Genomic DNA, 23,493 nt, shown 5'->3' with positions numbered 1-23,493 from the left:
TTTATCACCTGGCGAAGGAAGAATTAGTCTCATGAATGCACCCTGTATATGGCAAGGTGGCTATTCTGGCAGCGACTTGGGAATGACTACGTGAGGATGATCACATCAATGAAAACGGTTACATACATATCGTTAACGTTTGTGATGTATATCATTATCTTGCCGGATGCTTCAGTGATACCCCCGCAGCACGTGCGGTTAGTTGTCTCCAGAGCCACTCAACAGGCCCCTGACGGAAGTAATGCAGCCAGAGCATAGAGAATAAGATATTGATTACCCATACAAAAGGCACAATTGCCAACAGGCTCAGGCGGTCAAACTTCATGAACCAGCCCATGCGGAAGAAGAAGGTGGTGCAAATCACTGTCTGTAGTAAATAGTTCGACAATGCCATTCGCCCGACATGCGCTATCGCATTCACCAGGCGCAAGCGCGACAACTGCGGCCAGTAGCCAAATGCGAGTGCTGCATAGCCAATAGTTTGAAACGGGGCACTCAGTTCACGCGGCGCTTGCAGCAAGAAAGCACACCAGCGATACATCCAGCCAAGGTGCCACTGGGCATAAATCGCAGGAATATTAATTAGCAACCCAACCACAATCAGCCACACGCCAATGCGGCGATAATGATGCAGACTAAACTCCCCTCGCAGCCAGCCACTGCGCATTAATGACGCGCCAATCAGCATCATCCCCGCCAGTTGCCAACCGTATTGCGCACCCAAAGCTACAAGGTTTGATGAGAGCAAATCGATGCGATTGCTAATGGCCTCCGTCCCGCCGTTAAGCTTCCACCACTGCTCGTACTGCAAATTTGCGGCATCGGGGATCCATGAGCGGTTCGGTGCATCGCCGGAAATAAAACCCAGCAATAACAGCACGCCAATACCGGTGAGATATAAGATAACGCCCGTATTAAACAGTGAGCGAATCCCCGGTGCATCACGAATCAGACGCCAGCACACCAACCCTACTAAACCGTAGGCCAGCAAAATATCGCCATCCCAAAGGAAAATAGCGTGCATAAAACCGAGCAGAACTAATAACGTCAGACGTGACTGAATCCAGCGTTTGCCGCGATGTAACAACATCTGCAAGCCCGCGCCAAATAACAGAGCAAATAAGGTGAGGAATTTTACCTGAGCAAAGAGATCTAAAATTGCCCATGTCCAGGCATCGTGAGCTGTAGCAGAACCGGACCAGGCTGGATTGAGGTACGCAGCCTTCGGCAAACCGAAGGCCACGATATTAAGCAGCAGGATGCCGAGAATAGCGACGCCACGGACAAAATCCAGCGTAACGTTTCTACTCATACACCCTACCTAATTAATGTTAGTTATGACGCACTGCGCGCAGGAATTCCTGGCGTGTATTCTGGCTGGATTTAAACAATCCCCCCAAAGATGTGGTTGTCGTCGCACTAGTCGCATCCTGCACGCCACGCGCTTTAACACAATAATGGACTGCATCAATAGATACCGCCACATTGTTGGTGCCAAGCAAGGTTTGCAGTGCAATCAGGATTTGCTGGGTTAAGCGTTCCTGAACCTGCGGGCGCTGCGCAAAGAACTGCACAATGCGGTTAATTTTCGATAGGCCAATCACGGTATCTTTCGGCAGATAAGAGACTGTCGCTTTACCGTCGATAGTTACGAAATGGTGTTCACACGTGCTGGTGAGCGTAATGTTGCGCACGGTGACCATCTCATCAACCTTCATCTTATTCTCAATGACGGTGATTTTCGGGAAGTTGGCATAATCAAGGCCGGAGAAAATCTCATCGACATACATTTTAGCGATGCGATGCGGGGTTTCCATCAAGCTATCGTCGCTGAGATCAAGATTCAGCAACTGCATGATTTCCGTCATATGCCCGGCAATCTCGCGTTTGCGGGTTTCGTTATCAATCTCACGCAATTGTGGGCGCAGTGGCGTTTCCAGGCCGCGTGCAACCAATGCTTCATGAACCAATGCGGCTTCTGGACTTAGTGATGACATGTTGTTTTCTCCTGCAGGTGTGACTGACCTCGGCCCTACATGGGGCAAAGTGTGCGCTCATTGTGCGTGAGCGCGGTCGCATAATCCAGTAGTGCGAACGATAATTATTGAAATCGTCAATACCTTTACTCTTTACGCCAGACGAGGCCGCCGCCAATCAATAATGCTACGCCGGCTACGTATAACGCAGGCTCAAGTTGCCCGGTAAGCGAAGTCGATAATGCTGACAGCATCGGCCCCACCAGTTGCCCCATGGCATAACCGGTAGTGAGTAATCCTGCCATGTAACGGGTATGCTTTGGCGCCAGTTCGCGTCCATATTGCAACGATAATTGCACCGCACATAAGAAGCCACCGCCCACCAGCAACGAGCCTAAAACCAGGCCGAACATACCGGGAATCATATCTGAGGCGAATACCCCAAGTGCTTGCAACCAGAGCACCAGCGCAAGACGTTGATGGCTTTGCAGCTTTTGACGGGCTGCAATGCCGAGCAAAATACCGCAAACCGCCGCACCGCCAAATATCGGCCAAACAAACTGCGCAAACACGCTACCAGGAAAGCGTGCGCTCGCCATCTGCGATAAAAATGTGGCGGGCAGAATATAACCAAACCCCGCCAGGCTGTAACTCCACACCAGTCGTTTGAGTTGTGGCGTTAATACTAGCGGCTCTGGCGCGGTTTCCGGGCGGTGCAACTCCCCTTTGCGTGGCAAATTTCGGGCGATTAACAGGATAAACAGCAGCGCCAGAGCGCCATAAACCAGCCAGGCACTGCTTGCTGACAACCCGTAACTGTGGATTGCCACCGCCAACAACCCGCTGATAAATATTCCTGCGCCAGGGCCTGCGAACACCGCTGCACTTAATCCTGGCTTACCTAAATGCGCCAGTTGCTCATTGCTCCAGGCAGCGATTAACACCATCGCCCAGCCGCTGGCACAACCAATCAGAAAACGAATCAACGCATGCCACAGGGCTGAATCCACGGTAGCAGAAAGCAGCGTCAGTATGACTGCTCCCCAGACACCAGCATGCAAACGCAACTCTACCCGCCGATGCGCACGCATGGCATCCCACGCACCAACCAGATAACCGAGGTAGTTAATCGCTGCTACCAAACCCGCACTGGTTAAGGTAAGTTGCCCTTCAGTTATCATTAATGGGACTTGTGGTGTGAATGCAAATCGGCCAATGCCCATTGCAACCACCAACACCAGAAACCCAGTCAACGCGATACGTGCCGCCACTATCACCCCAAATGTTGCGATTTCGTTGCCAGTATGATGCCGCATGGCTAGACTGGGGAGAAGTGAAAGTTATTCATTGATATTGAATATATTTGAGGAACCTCTGGATGGAACTGCTTGAAGAACACCGATGCTTTGAAGGCTGGCAGCAGCGCTGGCGCCATGATTCCGCGGTACTGAAATGCCCAATGACGTTCAGTATTTTTCTGCCAACGCCACGTACGACTCCCCCACCGGTGCTCTATTGGCTCTCCGGTTTGACCTGTAATGACGAAAACTTCACCACCAAAGCGGGCGCGCAACGAGTCGCTTCTGAGCTGGGAATTGTGTTGGTAATGCCTGATACCAGCCCACGCGGTGAAAATGTGCCGAATAATGAAAGCTACGATCTTGGTCAGGGTGCAAGCTTCTATCTGAACGCTACCGAACAGCCGTGGGCCGACCATTTCCGCATGTATGACTACATTAATGATGAGCTGCCAGCGTTGATTGCTGATAACTTCAGCATCAGTGAAAAAGCCTCTATTTTCGGGCACTCTATGGGTGGCCACGGTGCGCTAAGCATCGCATTGAAAAACCCTGGTCGATATTGCTCCGTTTCGGCCTTTGCGCCGATCGTGAACCCAACGCGCGTGCCGTGGGGCCAAAAAGCCTTTAATGCTTATTTAGGTGCAAACGAAGAGAAATGGCGCGAATGGGATAGCTGCTGCTTGTTGATGCAGGCTGATAGTTCCAATGCCATTCCTGTGCTTATCGATCAAGGTGATGCGGATCAGTTCCTTGCAGATCAACTGCAACCGGCACAATTTGCTGAAGTAGCACGGCAGAAAAACTGGCCGCTAACGCTGCGAGTGCAGCCTGGTTACGATCATAGCTATTACTTTATTGCTTCGTTTATCGAGGACCATTTGCGGTTCCACGCGGAGCATTTGGCGTAACTATTGGGTTTGCCCTCACCCCGGGGATGTTTCTTATACACAACTTTGAGGGGAGGTTCCTGCCTATACGGAGAAGGTTCCGTTCACCAGGCGACAGCGTGTCTATGTCGCGGCTGAACCGGTGAACGTCTTAGGGTGACCACCGTCGTCACCCTAAGAACCCTGACTCCCGGCAAATAAATCGCCGCAAGCGGTAAACCTCCATTTTGCCTCCGTGTCAGGGTCGGTTGCGATTCGTTCCCTACGATCGCACCCTCCAGCCGTTCCGGACGGCTGGACCCTGCCACCAGGAGTCAAAATGGAGGCGATTTAAGCCGGACCCGAAATTCAAGGTCAAAGTCAAAAGCCAGAGCGGTTTTGACCTTGTTCCCGGCTTCGATCGCACCGTTTTATGGAATTAAAGAGATAGCTGAACGCACGGGTGAACGGAAAAACCTCTCATCTTACAGATCTCACCCTGACAAGATTGCCAGGGCGAGTTGTGTATAAGAGACAGATCCCTGGGGAGAGGGGTAAAATCAGAACGTGTAATCCACTGCCATAAAGTAACGACGGCCATCTTCGTTGTAACTGTAATCGTCACGACTCAGATCTTTATCACCCAGGTTCATGACGCCCGCACGAAGTTTGATAGCTTTTGTCGCTTTCCATGCCGCACCTGTATTCCACACCACGTAGCCGCCAGGTGTTGGCGAGCCGTCGGTTGTTGCGCGTTGCTCACCGGTATAGTTTGCAGATACATAGAATGACCAATCATCCAATGGCGCCCAATCCACCGTACCGTTCGCGGTATGGAATGGTAGTGAGGCTAATGGTTTGTTGCCGCCACCGCTCAAATCTCGGCCATCGTTATAGGTATAGTTCAGAGTGAGTTTCCACTGCTCGCTGAACGGCACTTTCAACTCAGTTTCAACACCACGAATACGCGCTTTGTTGACGTTGTAGTATTTGAAGATAGGGCGGCCCGCGCTGTCAAAACCAACAAAGTTTGGATATGACGGTGCCTGGCTGATGCTCGAAGTACGATTGATATCAATCATATCGTCGAGGTTGTTCTGGAAGGTAGTGATGCTGCCTGAAACCCCGTCCAGCAAACCTTCATCACCCGCGTAGTACAAACCTAACTCGAAGCTTTCGCTGGTTTCAGGTTTCAGATCTGGGCTGCCGACAATCTTACAAGAGCCGCGACAAGAGTTGCTGGTCCAGTCCGGGCTAAGTTGCAGTAACGATGGCGCTTTAAATGCCGTCGCCCAGCCACCTTTCATGGTGATGGTATCTGTCGCGCTGTATACGAGGTATGCGCGTGGGCTCCAGTGGTCGCCGTAGGTTTCGTGGTCGTCCATACGCACGCCGGTAGTCAGCGCCAGCGGTTCAAAAATCCGCCACTCATCTTCTAAGAACAGTGCGTACTGGCTGGCAGACGTTTCGGAACTGTTGCCACCCGTGAGATTTACCGGGTCTGACAGCTTATCGTGTCGCCATTCCCCACCGAAGGTCAGTAACTGGTTAATTTCACCCAATGGCAGAACCAGTTTGCCGTCCAGGCTGTTATTGCGCGAGGTGATTGGCGAGCTATTGCCTGGATTTAGGTTATCAATCTTATCGCCATAAAAACGCAGTTCGGTATTGCCGTAATCCCAACGTCCATTGTGGGAAATGGAGTAATCCTGGCGCTCCATGCGGTTTTTATTCAGCGAGTCCGAATCACGGTCCTGGCGGTCAAAACCATAACCAAAGCTCATGTCCTGATTTTCTGTTGGCGTCAGGGCAAATTCAGCGCTGCCGCTACGGGTGGTAAAACCTTCAATACGCGGCGTTTCACCTGTTGCGCTGGTGCTGGAAGTCTCTTGTTTATCTTTCTCACGCTTGCCGAGGTTGCCGTAAACTTTCACCCCAAGCAGGTCGTCGATAATTGGGCCACTGGCAAAGAAATTGCTGTTATAGGAATCACCGCGATCGCGTTTTTCCTGAATGGTGGTATCCGCCGTTACGGTGCCATGCCAGGCTTTGCCAACTTTGCGCGTAATAATGTTCACCACACCACCCAACGCATCCGAACCGTAGAGCGAAGACATAGGCCCGCGCACCACTTCGATACGCTCGATGGCATCAACCGGAATCCAGTTAAGGTCAAAATCATTGTGGCGGAATACCGCATTGCGCGAGTTCACCCGCTTGCCATCCACCAGAATCAGCGTGTAGCTGCTACTCAGGCCTCGAATACTGACGCCCTGGCGGTTATCCCCTTCGTTAGTGAGCTGCACACCAGGAACTTCCTGCAACACATCTTTCAGGTTCTGGATCGGTTTCTTTTTCAGATCTTCTTGAGTGATAACGCTAATACTGGCAGGGGCATCTTTGAGATTTTGCTCGGTAGCAGAAGCAGTAACAACCATAGTGTCTTCACGTTCTTCGGCAAAAACCGGAAACGCAGCACTGATTATCGACGCACAAAGTCCTCCCCGGACGATGGGATTCAACCTTAACATTCCTTTCTCCATGAGGTGAATGGCAAACTAAACGATGGATTGCGCTCACATTCCTTAATGCGTTGCTGGCTACTTTGGCAAACAACTGCGCGCTGTACTCACCGACATCCAGCCGAGGTAAAGCGTGGCGACACCATAAATTAAACGAGAATGGTTATCAATCAAATTGTTAAAGTTTGTAATGTATCGAAAGGGGATAATGCGGAGGGATAATGTGAGAGGGGATAAAAAAGGGCGCGATAATCGCGCCCTTCAGAGTTACTTTTTAAAGGTTTCCGGGAAGGTCATTTCGCTATATTTCACGAAACGAGTACCTCTCGTAATCTTATAGCCCCACCAGATTGCCAGGAACAGCGGGATACCAATATAGGTAGCCGTTACGCCTGCCCAATCGATTTTATCGGCAAGGAACGCTTCGTAGTTCTGGCCAAGAGTAATAATCAGACACAGCACGAAGGCAAAGATTGGCCCCAGCGGGAAGAAGCCAGAAACATATGGCAAATCTTTAAGATCAAGCCCTTGCTTCACATAACCACGACGGAAACGGTAGTGGCTAATCGCAATACCCAACCAGGCGATAAAGCCGGTCATCCCTGATGTGTTCAAAAGCCACAGGTAAACTGTCTGGTTACCGAACATAGAAGTCAGGAAGCACAGACCCGCTACAACAGTGGTTGCGTACAGCGCGTTACGTGGCACACCGCCACGGGAGAGCTTAGAGAAAATACGTGGTGCTTTACCGTCGCAAGCCAGGGTGTACAGCATACGCGTTGACGCATACATCCCTGAGTTACCTGCAGACAGTACCGCAGTCAGAATAACGGCGTTCATTACCGCTGCTGCAGATAGCAGGCCAGCATGCTCGAATACCAGTGTGAACGGGCTAACGCCGATATCTTTAACATCGTTACGCAGCAGGCTCGGATCGGTATAAGGAATGATCAGGCTGATAATCAGAATCGCGAACACATAGAACAGCAGGATACGCCAGAACACCTGACGCACAGCGCGTGGAATGTTCTTACCTGGGTCTTCAGATTCGCCCGCAGCAACACCAATCAACTCGGTACCCTGGAATGAGAATCCGACTATCATCGCGACACCAATCATCGCGGAGAACCCACCAGCAAACGGTGCATCACCAATTGCCCAGTTGCTCCAGCCCGCAGGTTGTGCGCCTTTAAAGATACCCAGGATCATCATTACGCCGACAATGATAAAGATGATAACCGTGGTCACTTTAATCAGTGAGAACCAGTATTCTGCTTCACCAAAGCCTTTAACGGAGATGTAGTTCAGCAAGAACATAATGCCGAGGAACAGTGCACTCCAGATCCAGCCTGGGGTGTCAGGGAACCAGTAGTTCATCACCAGTTGTGATGCGACCAGGTCAACGGCGATAGTTACCGCCCAGTTGTACCAGTAGTTCCAGCCCAGTGCGAAACCGAAACCTTCTTCAACGTATTGTTGCCCGTAAGTAGCAAAAGAGCCCGAAACAGGCATATAAGCCGCAAGTTCACCCAGGCTTGTCATCAGGAAGTACACCATCAGACCAATCAGCATGTAGGAGAGCAACGCGCCGCCAGGGCCCGCTTGAGAAATGGTTGCACCAGAGGCAACAAATAGCCCAGTACCGATGGAACCGCCGATGGCGATCATCGTTAAGTGGCGCGCTTTTAACTCACGGCGTAAGCCAGGCGCTTGTGTTGTTTTATCTTGAGAAACCATAGAAAATTGTGGTCCGTCCAAAAAATGAGGCGAGATTGTAGCAAACCAGAGTGAGACTTATAGTAGAAATACGCTGTTATAAGAGAGCTTCATAATCGGCGGCGGATTATAAGTAACGCACTTATGACAGGGAGTCGGTGAGAGGTTTTTTTCGACATTTGAATGAGATGCGGGAGTCCCTTCCCCTGCAGGTAATAGCAGTTACTGCTATTTAAAATCGACCTTCATTAATTCGGGGATAGTGACATCACGTGTCGTTTCAACGCAGCGGCTGATGTAATCGACAAAACGCGGCGGCGGTGACATACCTAAATCCAGCAGTTTCTTATTTGAGAAACGCACATTCAGCATCGAAAACTCGCCATATAAACGCATGGCTCTGAGCATCAACCTTTCATTACACGGGCCGTAAATTGTTTTGAAACCCCTGCGTTCCTTTACCAGTTCACTGTAATCCACTTGCTGGTATGTAGAATAGATAGGTTTTTGATTGAGTGCCGCCGCCATCGCTTTATCTATATCGACAAACTGAGTACTACCTGTGTCACCCGCTGATATGTGATAAACCTTTTCGGTTAGCTTTGAGCGTTTTGTTAATAACAAAAGCGCCTCTGCGCAGTAATCCACAGGAATAACATCGATTTTATCTTCCATTGAACACATGAACTTCCCAAGCATCAGCACCATGCGGAATACCCAGAAAATGCTGCTGGATGGACGGCAACCCTCTTCACTGTGCCCTACCACAATTGAAGGGCGAGCAATAACTAAAGGCAGTTGCGGGCAATGTTCTACCATCAATTGCTCAATGGTGGATTTAGACCACGTATATTGAACCAAATGCTCCTCTTCAGGCTTGCGCGTCATGCTTTCAGTTACCAGCGTCCCCGCGTCCGGCACACATGACATCGCGGTTCCCACATGAACAAAGCGGACCAAACCCAATACATCAGCCATCCGTTTGACGAATTTAAGCGTACCCTCTACGTTCACTTTCCAGATAAGCGCATTATCACCAAATGAAGCAACAGCAGCGCAGTTGATCACGTGAGTTACAAAAGAGAGCCTGGCATCATCCAAAAAATCTTCTGAAGCCGCTAAATCACCGAGCAAGATATTTTCTTCATTAATTTTATTAAGTAAGGCTGCACTGCACCCAAACTTAGCAAGGTTATTTCTTATCCTCTCAACACCTTCTTTAGGTGAGTTCGCCCTTACTAATAACAAGTATGAGCTAATTGAAGAATCAGAAAGCGCTCGAGCTAATACAGCACCACCCAGAAAACCTGTGGCTCCGGTAATCAATAGATTGCTCATTTTAGAAACTCTGGATTTAAAAATGCCATACTAAGAGGCAATTTATAAACAGCGCATCAATAGAGAGAGCAACATAAAAGATGATTGGGTTTATTTTTTAACTCACTGTATTTACTTACCATTAAATAATGGTTGAATCATGTTCGTTTAAAAAAGGTATATTGATTTTACCCGCCGCAAATGCATTCCCACCGCAAAAACACAACACTCAATTAACTAATAAGCCATGATTTTCATTTATTAGTGAAATAAGCGATATAAAAAACCACTCGATATCATCGCCAAAAATGTACCAGTCAAAACAATGCATAAAGTTGGACGCACTTGAGGTGCAGCTAACCAGAAGGAATTCAACCCATTTTTAACGCGTGCCGACTGAATTGACTCAACGCATCCCATGACAAAGAACGTGGAGCTAATTAGCGTAAACCATGGGTTCACCTCGACTCCGCACAATGCCAGATACGCGTTAGAGAAGTGAAACTTTGCCAGTAACAATACTGCACAAACCCTGGGGAAAAAGTACCTGCCGATCAACAAGACTGTAGTACCAAAGGACGCGGCGATCATCACCCATTCCAGGGCGATGCCATGAAATGAATAGATTTGTACTATTAGATAGATAACGCCAATTATAATGGTTAAAGCCGCCGCGATATTTGCACAAAGTCGGTAAAAATTCAGATTGTCAGTGTAGCTGGCCAATGCGATGTTTTTCATATCCATTCAAAATAGTCTCTGGCATTTGCTTACAAGGGGATACATATAAAAACTTTATAAATCGGACTGAAGAATACGCAAAACCATAATTTTTGAATTGATTTTAAGCATATCTGCTTCTTTAATTCACTATCGCCGCAATTAATGGGTTACGCCTTACACGTTGCAGTACCGAAGAAACCGCTGTAATGCATTAGAAATATGTTTCTGACGATGGTGAATCCGGTACAAAGTGCGCACCAGACGCGGCAGCGGTACTGGCACTTCCACCAAAGATCCCGTTTCCAGTTGTTCCGCAATCACCCTACGCGACAGGCAACTGATGCCAAGACCATGGCGCACCGCATGTTTAATTGCTTCCGAATTTCCCAATTCCATACCGAGATGAAACTGCGGCAAATGAGAAAGTAGCAAGTAATCGACAATTTCACGTGTGCCAGAACCTTTTTCACGCAGGATCCACGACTGCTGTGCAAGAGTTTCCAGAGTGACCGGCTGCTGCAATAAAGGTGCGTCAGGTGGCGCAAATACGACGAGCTCATCTTCCAACCATGGCTCGGTCACCAATTCGGTCATATGGCTCGGCCCTTCAATCAGACCAATATCAACCCGGAAGTCGGCAACCGCGTTAATCACATCCTGACTATTACCAACGCTCATCTCCAGCGGGAGATTTGGAAAATCGCGGCGATAATGAGCAATCATTTCCGGCAGAATGTAATTGCCTATAGTGCTGCTGGCATAAACGCGAATGGCACCGTTATCCTCTTTAAACAGTTGTTCGACTTCTATTGCCTGCTCAAGCAAACCCACCACGCGCGGATACAGCAAGCGGCCATGTTCATTGACAACCAGGCGTTTGCCTACCCTATCGAACAATTGCACGCCCAACTGCCCTTCGAGATCCGACAGCGCCGCACTTACCGCAGACTGAGACAACGCCAGCATTTGCGAAGCCTGAGTAGTAGAGCCGCTTTTGAGAACTTCGGCGAAGACTTCAAGTTGCCGCAATGTGATATGCATAGTGGACACGCCTTAACACTTATTCAGATTGATTATAAATATATAATCAATTTTATTTTTAAGCCACCAGGACTTACTCTTTTGTCAATAAAGCCAAAATAATTCGAGTTGTAGGAAGGCGGCAAGCGCGATAACCCCGATGAGCTTACGCCGGTAAGTGATTCTGGTGAGCGCGTGCAGCAAACGCATCTACGGCTTGAAGTATGACGGCTACACAAAGGAGAAGGTTATGGCTACGTTATCAATTCCCACTCATCGACATACATTGTGGCATTTCCTGCCAGGACTGCTGCTTGCAGGTGCAATTACTGCACTGGCGCTTTGGTTGGGGAATATTCCCTCCGTGGCAGGTCTGGGACTCGGTGCATTAACGCTCGCGATTCTATGCGGGATGGTGATTGGCAACACGCTTTACCCGAAAATCTGGCAACACTGTGATGGCGGTGTACTGTTTGCCAAGCAACATCTGCTGCGTCTTGGGATCATTTTATATGGTTTTCGACTGACTTTTTCGCAGATTGCGGATGTCGGTGCCAGCGGCGTCATCATTGATGTTCTGACATTAAGCAGCACCTTCGCCCTCGCCTGCTGGCTGGGTCAGAAAGTGTTTGGCCTGGATAAACAAACCAGTTGGTTAATTGGTGCCGGTAGCAGTATTTGCGGTGCTGCGGCGATTCTGGCAACCGAGCCGGTTGTGAAAGCAGAGGCCAGCAAAGTAACCGTAGCGGTCGCAACAGTGGTGATTTTCGGTACGCTTGCGATCTTCATTTATCCAATGATTTATCCATATGTCACACAATGGTTCACACCGGAAGCCTTTGGTATCTACACCGGTTCAACCATGCATGAAGTTGCACAAGTAGTGGCTGCGGGGCACGCAATCAGCCCTGAAACTGAAAATGCGGCAGTAATCGCAAAAATGCTACGCGTAATGATGCTGGCTCCATTCCTGATTTTCCTGGCAGCTCGCGTCAAACAACTGGCTCCGGCAGGCCAGGCGCAGAAAAGCAAAATCACCATTCCATGGTTTGCGGTGCTGTTTATTGTGGTTGCGATGTTTAACTCACTGCACTTACTGCCAGCTTTGGCGGTCAATGCGTTGATAACACTGGATACTTTCTTGCTAGCAATGGCGATGGCGGCTCTGGGTTTAACCACTCACTTTAGCGCGCTGAAAAAAGCTGGTGTACGCCCGCTGCTGATGGCTCTGGTGCTATTTATCTGGCTGATCGTTGGCGGTGGCGCAATTAACCTTGGTATCCATCACCTGATGGCATAAAGAGGTACGGAAAATTCCTCTCTAACCCGCTATCATTGTCCGTTTCCCGATAGCGGGTTTTGACAGGAGTAAGAATGATGAAGTTTATTGGCGCACATGTCAGTGCTGCAGGTGGTCTGGAAAATGCCGCAATTCGCGCGCACGAACTCGAAGCCACTGCTTTTGCCCTGTTCACCAAAAACCAACGCCAGTGGCGTGCAGCTCCGCTCACTGACGAAGTTATCAGCAATTTCAAACGAGCCTGTGAAAAGTATCATTACGGGCCGGGACAAATCCTTCCTCACGACAGCTATCTCATTAACCTTGGCCATCCGGTTGAAGAAGCGCTGGAAAAATCTCGCGAAGCCTTTATTGATGAGATGGAACGCTGCATGCAGTTGGGTTTGACGCTGCTGAACTTCCACCCAGGCAGCCACCTGATGCAAATCCCTGAAGAAGAGTGCCTTGCACGCATTGCTCAGTCGATAAACATCGCGCTGGATAAAACCGAAGGCGTGACTGCGGTGATTGAAAATACAGCGGGCCAGGGCAGCAATCTCGGTTTTCGTTTCGAGCATTTGGCCGCAATTATTGATGGTGTAGAAGACAAATCCCGAGTCGGCGTGTGTATTGATACCTGCCACGCCTTTGCAGCGGGGTATGACCTGCGCACCGAAGAAGACTGCGAAAATACCTTCGCTGAATTCGAGAGAATTGTTGGGTTCGAGTATTTATGTGGCATGCACCTTAACGACGCGAAAAGTGCTTTTGGGAGCCGTGTCGACCGCCATAACAGTCTGGGTGAAGGCAATATTGGCCACACGCCGTTTGCCTGGATCATGCGTGATAACCGTTTCGATGGGATTCCGCTAATTCTGGAGACGACGAACCCGGATATCTGGGCTGAAGAGATAGCCTGGTTGAAAGCTCAACAAACTGAAAAGGCCGTGGCGTAACAATCAACAGCCTCAGCATGCTGTAACGGCACACATCATAAATCCTGAAAGCGCGCCAGCGATCACTGGCGCGCATTGATATCAGGCAAGACCAATAAAGAAACCTGCGATAGTGGCACTCATCAAGTTAGAGAGTGTAGCCGCAGCCAGTGCCCTGATTCCCAGTTGAGCGATTTCTGACGCACGTTGCGGCGCAACGGCTGAAAACGCACCGACCACCACGCCGATAGAACCGAAGTTTGCAAATCCGCACAGCGCGAAGGAAATGATCGCGATGGTTTTCACATCCAATGTGCTCCCGGTTTGCAGATACGGAGAGAAATGGAGGTACGCAACAAATTCGTTAATCGCCAGCTTTTGGCCAATCAGGCTTCCTGCCAGCGTCGCGTCACTCCAGTCCACCCCCATTAACCATGCCAGTGGAGCAAGAAGATAACCAAAGATTCCTTCAAGGGTGGCGTGGCCATACCCAAACCAACCTCCAACACCGCCTATGACGCCATTAATCAGCGCGATAATAGCGACGAATGCCATCACCACAGTCGCCACACCGGCTGCGATTTTCAGTCCCGTCATCGCCCCACTTGCTGCCGCTTCAATAATACTTTTTGACGGTGTTTCGGTGAATGACAGATTCTCAAAGGTAACCTGTGTTTCTTCCGTGGCCGGGCTTAACATTCGCGCAAATAGAATCCCGCCGGGGATAGCCATCAGTGAAGCTGCAAGCAGATAATCAACTGGCACGCCTAATCCGGCGTATCCAATCATCGTTGAGCCTGCAATAGAGGCCATCCCACTACAAATTGCAGTAAACAGTTCATTGCGATTAAGACGATCAATAAAGGGTTTTACTATCGCGGGGATTTCATTCTGCCCAAGAAAAATAGTCGTGACAGCAACGAAGGATTCAATTTTGCTGATGTTCAATGCTTTCTGGAATATACCGCCAAGAATGCGAATCAACACTCCCATCACGCCAACGTAATAAAGCAGGCTTACTAACGCCGTAATAAAAATAATTGCTGGCAGCACCCGAAAGGCAAATACAAATCCAGCACCATCAAATACCTGATCCATTTTTGGCCCCACCAATGAACCAAAAATAAATGCGCTTCCAGCATCACTGTAGGTCATCACTTTATGTACCCCCAGCGCAGCTTGTTCCGCCAGCCATTTTCCCGGTGGGAAATAGAGCATGACGCCACCGATTGCGATTTGTAACACCAGCGCGGCCCCTACAGTACGTAGACTAATGCGCTTTTTATTTACCGACAGCACAAAAGCAATCGCCAGTAATACCGCCATTCCCAGAACACTTCTCATTACATCCATAATGATTTCCACCAAGCCAGGTCTGAACTCGTAACGGGCGACCGCTGACTGCCCATCAAGTTTGAGCAGGCATGCGCAGCTTTCCAGGTTTGCCGCGCATGCGTAGATGTGGGATTAGATATACTTGCGCACACACTCTTCTACTAAATCCCAGAACCAGTCGGTATCGATGCTAATACCCACTTTAACGTTCGCTGGTTTTCCAAGAACACTCAGTTCATCGCAGACTGTGCGGCCATAACACGGACCACGGTTCACATCGACTTCGACATACATATCTTGTGTTTTGATACCCTGAGGATTAATGAGATAGCCGATGCAGGTCGCATCATGCACCGGCCCGCCCGCCAGACCGTAGTTTTCGTATTGCGTTTTGAGAGTAAAGTTCATGATGTCGCTGAACAACTGACCGGCAGGGCCACCTGCTTTTTCCATGCGGGCGATGACATCAGCGGTACAGACGGTTTGGTTAGTCAAATCCAATCCCATCATTACCAGCGGCACGCCAGAGGTGAAGACGACGCGAGCCGCTTCGGGGTCTGCGAAAATATTGAACTCTGCCGATGGCGTAAAGTTACCCGTGCCGTATGCTCCGCCCATCAACACAATCTCACGGATTTTTGGCAAGATTGCAGGCTGCATCCGCATTGCTACTGCAATGTTGGTCAACGGCCCGACAGGAACCAGCGTAATTTCACCGTCGCTTGCCATCAGCGTATCGATAATATATTTAACTGCATGAGTACTTTCCGCTTTACGGGTTAGCGGTGCAAATACCGGGCCGTCCAGACCAGATTCTCCATGAATATTATCCGCTACAATTTGCTTTCTCATAATTGGCTGCGGCATCCCGGCATAAACGGGGACATTAATATTAAGTTGCTGGCAGACATTCAACCCGTTAACTAATGTTTTATCCAGAGTCTGGTTCCCGGCGACAATAGTTATACCAAGTAAATCTATCGTCGGGTATTTCGCAGCCATCATTATAGCAATCGCATCATCATGACCTGGATCGCAATCCAGAATAATCTTTCTCTTTTCCATATCTTATTTCCCCTGTTCACTGTTACGTTATTTTCGTCTTATCAACGATGATTAGGTCAGGTCGATGATTGAATCATAACGACAGAAAACGTATGCTGAATATGAGAAATCTCATACCGGAAAACTATTATGAAAGAAATCCAAAATGACGATCTCAGGCAGCAATTGATTAGCCATTCTGGTTATACAGAGAGCTTCTCAGTTGATGTCACACGTGATACCCGTTTGCTTCATATTGCTGCCGGAGACTACATTGTACGGGAGGGAAATCAGCCAGGATACCTGTTCTATCTGGCTCGCGGACGAGCCAAGCTCTATGCCACATTACCCAATGGGCGGGTATCGTTGATTGATTTTTTTGGCGCACCCTGTTTTATTGGTGAAATTGAATTAGTCGATGTTGATCACGAACCGCGAGCCGTCCAGGCCATTGAAGAGTGCTGGTGCCTGGCGTTGCCGATGAAGCAATATCGGCCACAATTATTAAAGGATGCGACCTTCCTCCGCAAACTTTGTGTAGAACTCAGCCATAAGAATTACCGAAATATTGTCGCCCTTACCCAAAACCAATCTTTCCCACTGGTCAACCGACTGGCGGCATTTATTTTACTGACTCAGCATAGTGATCTGTATAACGAAAAACATACGCAGGCTGCGGAATATATGGGGGTCAGTTATCGTCACTTGTTATTTGTGATTGCGCAATTTACGCGAGATGGTTTGCTGTTAAAACAAAAAATGGGCTATGGCATTAAAGATAAGAAGAGATTAATGGCGCTGGCGCTAGAGATGGACCCAGATAATAACTTTACTAGTTTATTACATTAAATAAGTAAAAAGGGCAGAGAAATCTCTGCCCTAAATATACACATTTACTTATGCAGCTTTTGCGACAACTTCTGCTTCCGGACGTTTCAGGAAGGCATAAGACAAACCTGCCAACAACGTCCCCACGACTATCGCAATCAGGTAACCCACAACCGGGGTAATCGCACCTGGGATTAACAGAACAAACAAGCCGCCATGTGGAGCCATCAATTTAGCACCGACTGCCATAGAGATTGCGCCAGTTACCGCGCCGCCAACGATACAGCACGGCAGCACACGCATTGGGTCGCGAGCAGCAAACGGGATAGCCCCTTCGGTGATAAAGCACAGACCCAGAACCATCGCTGCTTTGCCGCCTTCCTGCTGAGCTTTGTCGAATTTACGACGCGCAATAAATGTTGCCAGACCCATCGCCAACGGTGGCACCATACCTGCAGCCATAATGGCGGCCATCGGTGCGTAAGTTTGGGTGCTGAGTAACCCGACACCAAATGCGTAAGCCGCTTTGTTAACCGGCCCACCCATATCAGTACACATCATACCGCCAAGGATTGCGCCCAACAGTACCGCATTCGCAGTGCCCATAGTTTGCAGCCAGTGAGTCAGACCTTCGAGGATTTTCGAGACCGGCGTACCGATCAGATAAATCATCGCCAGACCCACAATCAGGCTTGAGAACAGTGGAATGATAAGGATTGGTTTTAATGCTTCCATGCTTGGTGGCAGTTTCAGCTTGGTGCTAATCATCTTAGCAACGTAGCCTGCGAGGAAGCCCGCAATAATCCCGCCGATAAAACCAGAACCGGTGCTAACGGCTAACATACCGCCGATAAGACCCGGCGTCAGGCCTGGTCGGTCAGCGATAGAAAACGCAATGTAACCCGCCAGAACCGGCACCATCAGCGCAAAGGCTGAACCACCACCGATTTGCATCAGTGCCGCAGCCAATGTACCTGGCTCTTTAAATGCTTCGATACCAAAAGCGAACGACAGCGCGATACATAGACCGCCCGCGACCACCATCGGTAGCATGAAGGAAACACCGGTTAACAGATGGCGATAAGCACCTACCGACTCTTTTTTTCCTTCATTCGCGCTGGCTGCACTCTGCCCTGTCGCTGTAAAAGGATTAGCCTCAACAACAGCTTTATCAAGCTCTTGTGCCGTTTTCTTCAGTGCCAGACCTGTTGAGGTGCGATACATCGGTTTTCCAGCAAATTTTGCCAGGTCAACTTCGATATCGGCCGCAACAATGACCAAATCGGCCTCAGCTACTTCTTCAGGGGTAATTGCATTACCTGCGCCAACCGAGCCGCGTGTTTCAACCTTTACCCACCAGCCACGTTTTTTCGCTTCGGTTTCAATGGCTTCAGCAGCCATAAAGGTATGCGCGACGCCGGTTGGGCAAGCTGTTACCGCAACAATGCGTTTTGGCCCTTTAGCCAGCTCGACCGGTGCAGCACTCGCTGGAGCGGTATAAGGTTTTGCTTTATCTTTCGCTTCACCTAAAAACAGTTCCGGGTGCTGAACTGCACGGTCAATATCACCCAGATATACCTTTTTGCCATTCAGCGAGCTATCGGCAGGAATAGCGGTTCCCACAACGATTGCCATTTCGGCATCGTTCGGATTGTCGATAATTTGCAAGCGCGCTTTTTGCGCGGCTGAACCCAGCAATGTTTTCGCGAGGTACGCACGGGCTTGCCCAAGACCTGGTTCGATAATCAGCAGCGTTTTCATAGTTCCTCTCCTGCTGTCAGTTAAATGGTTTCAGATCAACACGGGCCATCATAGCCGCCAGTTGAGTACGATCTGTAATTCCGACATTGCTCTGACTTACCGCCAGCGCAGCCACTGCCGTCGCTAAACGCAGGGTATGTTCGCTAGATTCACGCATTAACAGGCCGTAGATAAGCCCGCCGACCATAGAATCCCCCGCACCAACGGTACTGACGACTTCGCATACTGGCGGTTTCGCTATCCACTCACCCGATGCGTTAACCCAAAGTGCACCTTCGGCACCCAGAGAAATCACCACATGCGCAATTCCTTGCTCACGCAGCGCATGGGCTGCTTCAATCACATCTTTCATTTCTGGCAATTTGCGACCAGCCCAGATCTCCAGCTCGCGGCGGTTTGGTTTAACCAACCACGGTGCGGCTTTCAGACCTGCGACTAATGCTTCGCGGCTGCTGTCGAAAATGATGCATGGGCACTGGCTACGTAGACGCTTCATCCAGTCAGTGAAAGCATCAGGTGAAACGCCCGCAGGCAAGCTGCCACTAACACACACCATGTCAAACTGACCAAGCCAGCTCAGGGAATCAGCAACAAAACGCTCCCAATCTGCAGGCGTTACATCAAAGCCTGAGAAATTAAAGTCGGTAACTTCGCCATCTTTCTCAGTCAGTTTTACGTTGATGCGGGTGCGGCCTTGCACCACCTGAAAACGGTTGGCAATACCCAACTCGCTGAACAGTTGCTGAAAACCATCCTGGTTATCTTTTCCCAGGAATCCACCTACCGTGACATCGATGCCAAGGTCTTTAAGAACTTTAGCAACGTTAATCCCTTTACCGGCGGCATGCAGACCCGTAGTGCGCACGAGGTTAACTTCACCACGTTCAACTTCAGGGGTGTAACCGACCAGGTCGTAAGCCGGGTTTAACGTAATTGTTGCGACACGACGACTCATGCTGCCCCCTCACCAAGACCGGCAGCAACCGCTTCACCAATGGCTTTCAGCGCAAGTTCAGCATCCTCACCTACGGCCGTAAAGCGCAGGTGGTGGCCTTTTTTCACGCCCAGAGCGACGACTTTCATCAGGCTGCGACCATTGGCTGGCTTCCCGGTTCCATCAAGGTTTGTCACGGTAATCTCGCTATTAAATTGTTTAATGGTATTCACCAGCACCGTACCAGGACGGGCGTGTAGACCATGTTCATTGCGAATCTGGAAATCTGCACTCAGGCTATTTTGTTCAGCTGGAACATCAGTGGTCAGCAGCGTCAGCAACCCAGGTGCATCTGCGTTCAGCAAACGGTCAGCATTGTTGTTTATTAACATATCGCTCAGGCGATTGAGAACTTGTAAGGGTTGGTCGTCGGCCACTGCAACCGTCATCAACAGCGATACCGGTTGGCCGTCTGCTTCAAAAACTGATGCTGGGCGGCTGATTGCCACAGCACTCGCGAGGTTGCCTTCGGTGCTGTCGTTAAGCCAGATGCCCTGTCCAAGATAGAGTGGTTTGCTGGAAACTACGTGGCTTACAAAAGCAGAGTTGGCAGCACCCGCCTGTTTAATGCGACCGGCATTTAATGCCTGAAGCGTCATCAGGTCGGTGGCGGTAACATCTAACGCCAATAATGAGTTATCAAACAGCAAAGATGCAGATTGTTTTTCGCCCATCAGCAATGCGCGAAGCTCTTCTGCTGAAGTCGCGGTTTTGAGCTGTTCAGCAACTTCGTCATCACTGAGCACATGTGTCAGCTGACGCAGTAAACCAAGGTGTTCGTCAGAACGAGCTGCAATGCCAATCACAACGTAAGCTTTCTGGCCCTCACCCCATTCAATTCCTTGTGGAAACTGGAACACCTTAACGCCGGTTTTCAGTACCAAATCGCGGGTATCAGTAGTGCCATGTGGGATAGCAATACCGTTACCTAAGTAAGTGGAGGTTTGCAGCTCGCGAGCCAGCATACCTTCTACATAGCCAATACTGACATTGCCTGCCTGCGCGAGCGCAGTAGCAACCAGACGTATGGCTTCTTCTTTATTTCCGGCACTAACGCCCGGATGAATATCCTGCACAGATAACTGGAACATGGTTCTCCTCTCCTGCTGAATTGAAACGATTCAGCTGCAATGAGAAAAAATGCGCCATCCCACTCCTGAAACTAAATAAGACGACGCTGAAACGTTTCAAGTAGTGTGGAGATCCTCCGCGATTCAGGCAAGATATGTTGTATTTTCGTTACCAGAATTTAGAGGTTACGCACATTTCCACTCCCATCTAAGCCGAAAAAGTGAGCAGTGTCACGGTACGTTCAGCACACAATTTATAAGCATCAGCTTTTGCTGAACATAGCCAGGAACAGCGTTTTATCTTTTCGTGTCGCTTTTGATTTGAACAACTGTTTATTTCCAGGCAAGGCGCGTAAACTCCGCGCGTTCATTGACCAGCCGACACTGAGAGCATGCAAAACTCCCCCATAGCAGCAACACGCAAGCCCCTTGACTTAACTTCTTCAGCCTTTTTGATTGTAGCTTTTTTAACCGGAATTGCGGGGGCATTACAAACCCCAACGCTGAGCCTGTTTTTGACGGAAGAAGTCCATGTTCGTCCTGCGATGGTGGGTTTCTTTTTCACCGGTAGCGCCATCATCGGTATTTTGGTCAGCCAGTTTCTTGCGGGGCGTTCTGATAGGAAAGGCGATCGCAAATCGCTTATTTTTGTTTGCTGCTTGTTGGGTGCATTAGCCTGCGTGCTATTTGCCTGGAACCGTAACTATTTTGTGTTGCTGTTTGTCGGTGTTTTCCTCAGCAGCTTTGGCTCCACTGCCAACCCGCAGATGTTTGCCCTTGCACGCGAACACGCTGACCGTACGGGCCGTGAAGCGGTGATGTTTAGCTCTATTTTGCGTGCGCAGGTCTCCCTTGCATGGGTTATTGGCCCGCCTATCGCCTACGCGCTGGCTTTAGGTTTTGGTTTTACCACCATGTATCTGAGCGCGGCCTTCGCATTTGTGGTTTGCAGCGTGATGGTACGGATGCTCCTGCCATCAATGCGTAAAGAGGTGGTAACTAAATCCACCACGCTTGAAGCTCCGCGCCGTAACCGTCGTGATGCCCTACTGCTATTCGTCGCCTGCACCATGATGTGGGGCTGTAACAGTCTCTACATTATTAATATGCCCCTTTACATCATTAATGAATTACATCTGCCGGAGAAGCTAGCGGGAGTGATGATGGGGACAGCAGCCGGGCTTGAGATCCCAACAATGCTTATCGCAGGCTATTACGCCAAACGTTTTGGTAAGCGTTTTCTAATGCGTATTGCGGGGGGCGCAGGTCTGCTGTTCTATATTGGTATGTTGACGTTACATAACGAATTCATGCTGCTGGGCCTGCAACTGCTGAACGCTATTTTCATCGGCATTCTGGCGGGTATTGGGATGTTGTATTTTCAGGATTTAATGCCAGGACAGGCGGGAGCGGCTACCACGCTATATACCAATACGACGCGTGTCGGTTGGATTATTGCAGGCTCGATGGCCGGTGTAGTTGCAGAAATCTGGAACTACCACACGGTGTTTTATATCGCGCTGGGAATGATAGCCATCACCGCTTATTGCATGGTGAAAATTAAAGATATCTAGGGCGCAGTCGCAGCTTCCAGATAGATCAGGTAATCCATGGCCTGCTTGCGCGTTGTACCGCACATTTCCCGCGACGGTTGCAAGTTTGCGCAAACCTTTGGTCTTAGTGGTGAAAGAAAGATTTTACAGCGCATATCTGCGCCAAGCTGAACACATGGAGTATCAGCGGGCTTGCCATCTGGCATGCCAGGAATAGGACTTGATACAGAAGGCGCGGTACAACACGCGCCGCAATCGGGACGACAGTCCATCAACAATACTCCAGTGGGCTGACAAGGATCAGGACTCTAGCAGTAGCAGTGCGGCTTTACTACGTAGATTTATGCACTATCTGCAATGAAATCCGCTTGCCTGAAAGACGCCTCCCGAGTAATTTGACGCAATATTTTCGCTCCTCAATTTTTTACAGGAAACACCGATGCCAAGAGCTAATGAAATCAAAAAGGGTATGGTACTTAATTACAACGGCAAGCTGCTGATTGTTAAAGATATCGATATCCAGGCACCTAGCGCCCGTGGCGCAGCAACGCTTTATAAAATGCGTTTTTCTGATGTCCGTACTGGCCAGAAAGTTGAAGAGCGCTTCAAAGGTGATGATATTGTCGACACCATCACTCTGACCCGCCGTTACGTTGACTTCTCTTATATTGATGGCAACGAATACGTGTTCATGGATAAAGAAGATTACACCCCGTATATCTTCACCAAAGACCAAATTGAAGAAGAGCTGCAATTCATTCCAGAAGGTGGAATGCCGGACATGCAGGTTCTGACCTGGGATGGCCAATTGCTGGCGCTTGAACTGCCACAAACCGTGGATCTGGAAATTGTTGAAACCGCACCTGGCATTAAAGGCGCGTCAGCAAGCTCCCGTACTAAGCCTGCAACAATGTCGACTGGCCTGGTCATTCAGGTTCCTGAATATATGGTGACTGGTGAGAAGATCCGCATCCATATCGCAGAAAAGCGTTCTATGGGTCGTGCAGACTAATTTGTAGTCATGTCGGATGGCGCAGGCTTATCCGACCTACGAAAAGCAGTTGTATGGCGGATAAGCGATAGCGTCATCCACCAAAAAACTGCATAAAAAAACGCGCCAGAAGGCGTAATGCCGGTCACTTAAGGTGACCGGCATTGTTTTTTAAGGGATATTTCGACCTTTTTTCTCTCACTTCCCTTGCATATTCACGCTCACGCCTCGAGGGGAGTTTTAGCATCGCTGCGTTGCTGTA

Annotated in this window: 20 protein-coding genes; 6 read left to right on the top strand and 14 right to left on the bottom strand. The window is 49.4% G+C overall.

Annotation, left to right across the window (positions count from 1 at the left end; genetic code table 11):
• Nucleotides 1–154 precede the first annotated feature (154 nt).
• The 3 genes from yeiB to LVQ79_RS22095 form a co-directional block, all read right to left on the bottom strand.
• Nucleotides 155–1,312 carry a DUF418 domain-containing protein YeiB gene (gene yeiB, locus LVQ79_RS22105; RefSeq protein ID WP_232866994.1) on the bottom strand — a complete coding sequence of 386 codons (1,158 nt, stop codon included), beginning with the start codon at nucleotides 1,310–1,312 and terminating at the stop codon, nucleotides 155–157.
• Nucleotides 1,313–1,331: 19 nt separating this feature from the next.
• Nucleotides 1,332–1,997, bottom strand: coding sequence for a GTP cyclohydrolase I FolE (folE, locus tag LVQ79_RS22100; protein WP_154154872.1), 666 nt, complete (start codon nucleotides 1,995–1,997; stop codon nucleotides 1,332–1,334).
• Between the two features lie 125 nt (nucleotides 1,998–2,122).
• Nucleotides 2,123–3,247, bottom strand: a complete 1,125-nt coding sequence (locus LVQ79_RS22095) for a YbfB/YjiJ family MFS transporter (protein WP_232867009.1) — start codon at nucleotides 3,245–3,247, stop codon at nucleotides 2,123–2,125.
• A 107-nt stretch (nucleotides 3,248–3,354) separates the two neighbouring features.
• Here LVQ79_RS22095 and fghA point away from each other — a divergent pair, with 107 nt between their 5' ends.
• A complete protein-coding gene (gene fghA, locus LVQ79_RS22090) occupies nucleotides 3,355–4,185 on the top strand; it encodes an S-formylglutathione hydrolase (RefSeq protein WP_232866991.1) in 831 nt (276 codons plus the stop codon).
• A 518-nt stretch (nucleotides 4,186–4,703) separates the two neighbouring features.
• On the opposite strand, the gene cirA is transcribed toward fghA, so the two are convergent.
• From cirA to yieE, 5 genes are all read right to left on the bottom strand, one after another.
• The gene (gene cirA / locus LVQ79_RS22085) at nucleotides 4,704–6,674 is read right to left on the bottom strand and encodes a catecholate siderophore receptor CirA (RefSeq protein ID WP_232866988.1); all 1,971 of its coding nucleotides are present in this window, start codon (nucleotides 6,672–6,674) and stop codon (nucleotides 4,704–4,706) included.
• Nucleotides 6,675–6,932: 258 nt separating this feature from the next.
• On the bottom strand, nucleotides 6,933–8,402 hold the full coding sequence (locus LVQ79_RS22080) for an amino acid permease (RefSeq protein ID WP_232866985.1): 1,470 nt from the start codon (nucleotides 8,400–8,402) through the stop codon (nucleotides 6,933–6,935).
• 207 nt (nucleotides 8,403–8,609) lie between these two features.
• Complete coding sequence (locus tag LVQ79_RS22075) at nucleotides 8,610–9,719, bottom strand: SDR family oxidoreductase (RefSeq protein WP_232866983.1); 1,110 nt, start codon at nucleotides 9,717–9,719, stop codon at nucleotides 8,610–8,612.
• A gap of 240 nt (nucleotides 9,720–9,959) precedes the next feature.
• Nucleotides 9,960–10,445, bottom strand: coding sequence for a hypothetical protein (locus tag LVQ79_RS22070; protein ID WP_232866980.1), 486 nt, complete (start codon nucleotides 10,443–10,445; stop codon nucleotides 9,960–9,962).
• A gap of 150 nt (nucleotides 10,446–10,595) precedes the next feature.
• The gene (gene yieE / locus LVQ79_RS22065; RefSeq protein ID WP_232866977.1) at nucleotides 10,596–11,462 is read right to left on the bottom strand and encodes a DNA-binding transcriptional regulator YeiE; all 867 of its coding nucleotides are present in this window, start codon (nucleotides 11,460–11,462) and stop codon (nucleotides 10,596–10,598) included.
• A gap of 229 nt (nucleotides 11,463–11,691) precedes the next feature.
• Here yieE and LVQ79_RS22060 point away from each other — a divergent pair, with 229 nt between their 5' ends.
• Both LVQ79_RS22060 and nfo read left to right on the top strand, forming a co-directional pair.
• A complete protein-coding gene (locus LVQ79_RS22060) occupies nucleotides 11,692–12,741 on the top strand; it encodes a YeiH family protein (protein WP_232866974.1) in 1,050 nt (349 codons plus the stop codon).
• 77 nt (nucleotides 12,742–12,818) lie between these two features.
• On the top strand, nucleotides 12,819–13,676 hold the full coding sequence (nfo, locus tag LVQ79_RS22055) for a deoxyribonuclease IV (RefSeq protein WP_064512821.1): 858 nt from the start codon (nucleotides 12,819–12,821) through the stop codon (nucleotides 13,674–13,676).
• An 81-nt stretch (nucleotides 13,677–13,757) separates the two neighbouring features.
• On the opposite strand, the gene LVQ79_RS22050 is transcribed toward nfo, so the two are convergent.
• The gene (locus LVQ79_RS22050) at nucleotides 13,758–15,008 is read right to left on the bottom strand and encodes a NupC/NupG family nucleoside CNT transporter (RefSeq protein ID WP_232866972.1); all 1,251 of its coding nucleotides are present in this window, start codon (nucleotides 15,006–15,008) and stop codon (nucleotides 13,758–13,760) included.
• 114 nt (nucleotides 15,009–15,122) lie between these two features.
• Complete coding sequence (gene rihB / locus LVQ79_RS22045; protein ID WP_232866969.1) at nucleotides 15,123–16,055, bottom strand: ribosylpyrimidine nucleosidase; 933 nt, start codon at nucleotides 16,053–16,055, stop codon at nucleotides 15,123–15,125.
• A 129-nt stretch (nucleotides 16,056–16,184) separates the two neighbouring features.
• Between rihB and LVQ79_RS22040 the strand changes: the two genes are divergently transcribed.
• Complete coding sequence (locus LVQ79_RS22040) at nucleotides 16,185–16,883, top strand: transcriptional regulator YeiL (RefSeq protein ID WP_232866966.1); 699 nt, start codon at nucleotides 16,185–16,187, stop codon at nucleotides 16,881–16,883.
• Between the two features lie 48 nt (nucleotides 16,884–16,931).
• Here the strand turns inward: LVQ79_RS22040 and fruA are convergent, their stop codons facing one another.
• From fruA to fruB, 3 genes are read right to left on the bottom strand one after another with little or no spacing between them, the layout of a single operon-like run.
• A complete protein-coding gene (gene fruA / locus LVQ79_RS22035) occupies nucleotides 16,932–18,623 on the bottom strand; it encodes a PTS fructose transporter subunit IIBC (RefSeq protein WP_232866963.1) in 1,692 nt (563 codons plus the stop codon).
• Between the two features lie 16 nt (nucleotides 18,624–18,639).
• Nucleotides 18,640–19,578 (bottom strand): 1-phosphofructokinase, encoded by a 939-nt coding sequence (fruK, locus tag LVQ79_RS22030; protein ID WP_064554903.1) that lies wholly within the window; start codon nucleotides 19,576–19,578, stop codon nucleotides 18,640–18,642.
• Nucleotides 19,575–20,708 carry a fused PTS fructose transporter subunit IIA/HPr protein gene (fruB, locus tag LVQ79_RS22025; protein WP_232866960.1) on the bottom strand — a complete coding sequence of 378 codons (1,134 nt, stop codon included), beginning with the start codon at nucleotides 20,706–20,708 and terminating at the stop codon, nucleotides 19,575–19,577. The genes fruK and fruB overlap by 4 nt, the downstream gene beginning before the upstream one ends.
• A 371-nt stretch (nucleotides 20,709–21,079) precedes the next feature.
• On the opposite strand from fruB, the gene setB reads away from it, so the two are divergent.
• Nucleotides 21,080–22,261 carry a sugar efflux transporter SetB gene (setB, locus tag LVQ79_RS22020; protein ID WP_232866957.1) on the top strand — a complete coding sequence of 394 codons (1,182 nt, stop codon included), beginning with the start codon at nucleotides 21,080–21,082 and terminating at the stop codon, nucleotides 22,259–22,261.
• Here the strand turns inward: setB and LVQ79_RS22015 are convergent.
• Complete coding sequence (locus LVQ79_RS22015) at nucleotides 22,258–22,512, bottom strand: YkgJ family cysteine cluster protein (RefSeq protein ID WP_074391982.1); 255 nt, start codon at nucleotides 22,510–22,512, stop codon at nucleotides 22,258–22,260. The genes setB and LVQ79_RS22015 overlap by 4 nt on opposite strands.
• A 167-nt stretch (nucleotides 22,513–22,679) precedes the next feature.
• Here LVQ79_RS22015 and yeiP point away from each other — a divergent pair, with 167 nt between their 5' ends.
• On the top strand, nucleotides 22,680–23,252 hold the full coding sequence (gene yeiP / locus LVQ79_RS22010) for an elongation factor P-like protein YeiP (protein WP_034497033.1): 573 nt from the start codon (nucleotides 22,680–22,682) through the stop codon (nucleotides 23,250–23,252).
• The last annotated feature ends 241 nt before the right edge of the window (nucleotides 23,253–23,493 follow it).

This window comes from Buttiauxella cochleicola (genome assembly GCF_021282405.1).
GTDB classification, from domain to species: Bacteria; Pseudomonadota; Gammaproteobacteria; order Enterobacterales; family Enterobacteriaceae; genus Buttiauxella; species Buttiauxella massiliensis.
The sequence above is the reverse complement of the archived record's forward strand: the minus strand, read 5'-3'. Positions and strand labels throughout refer to the sequence as shown.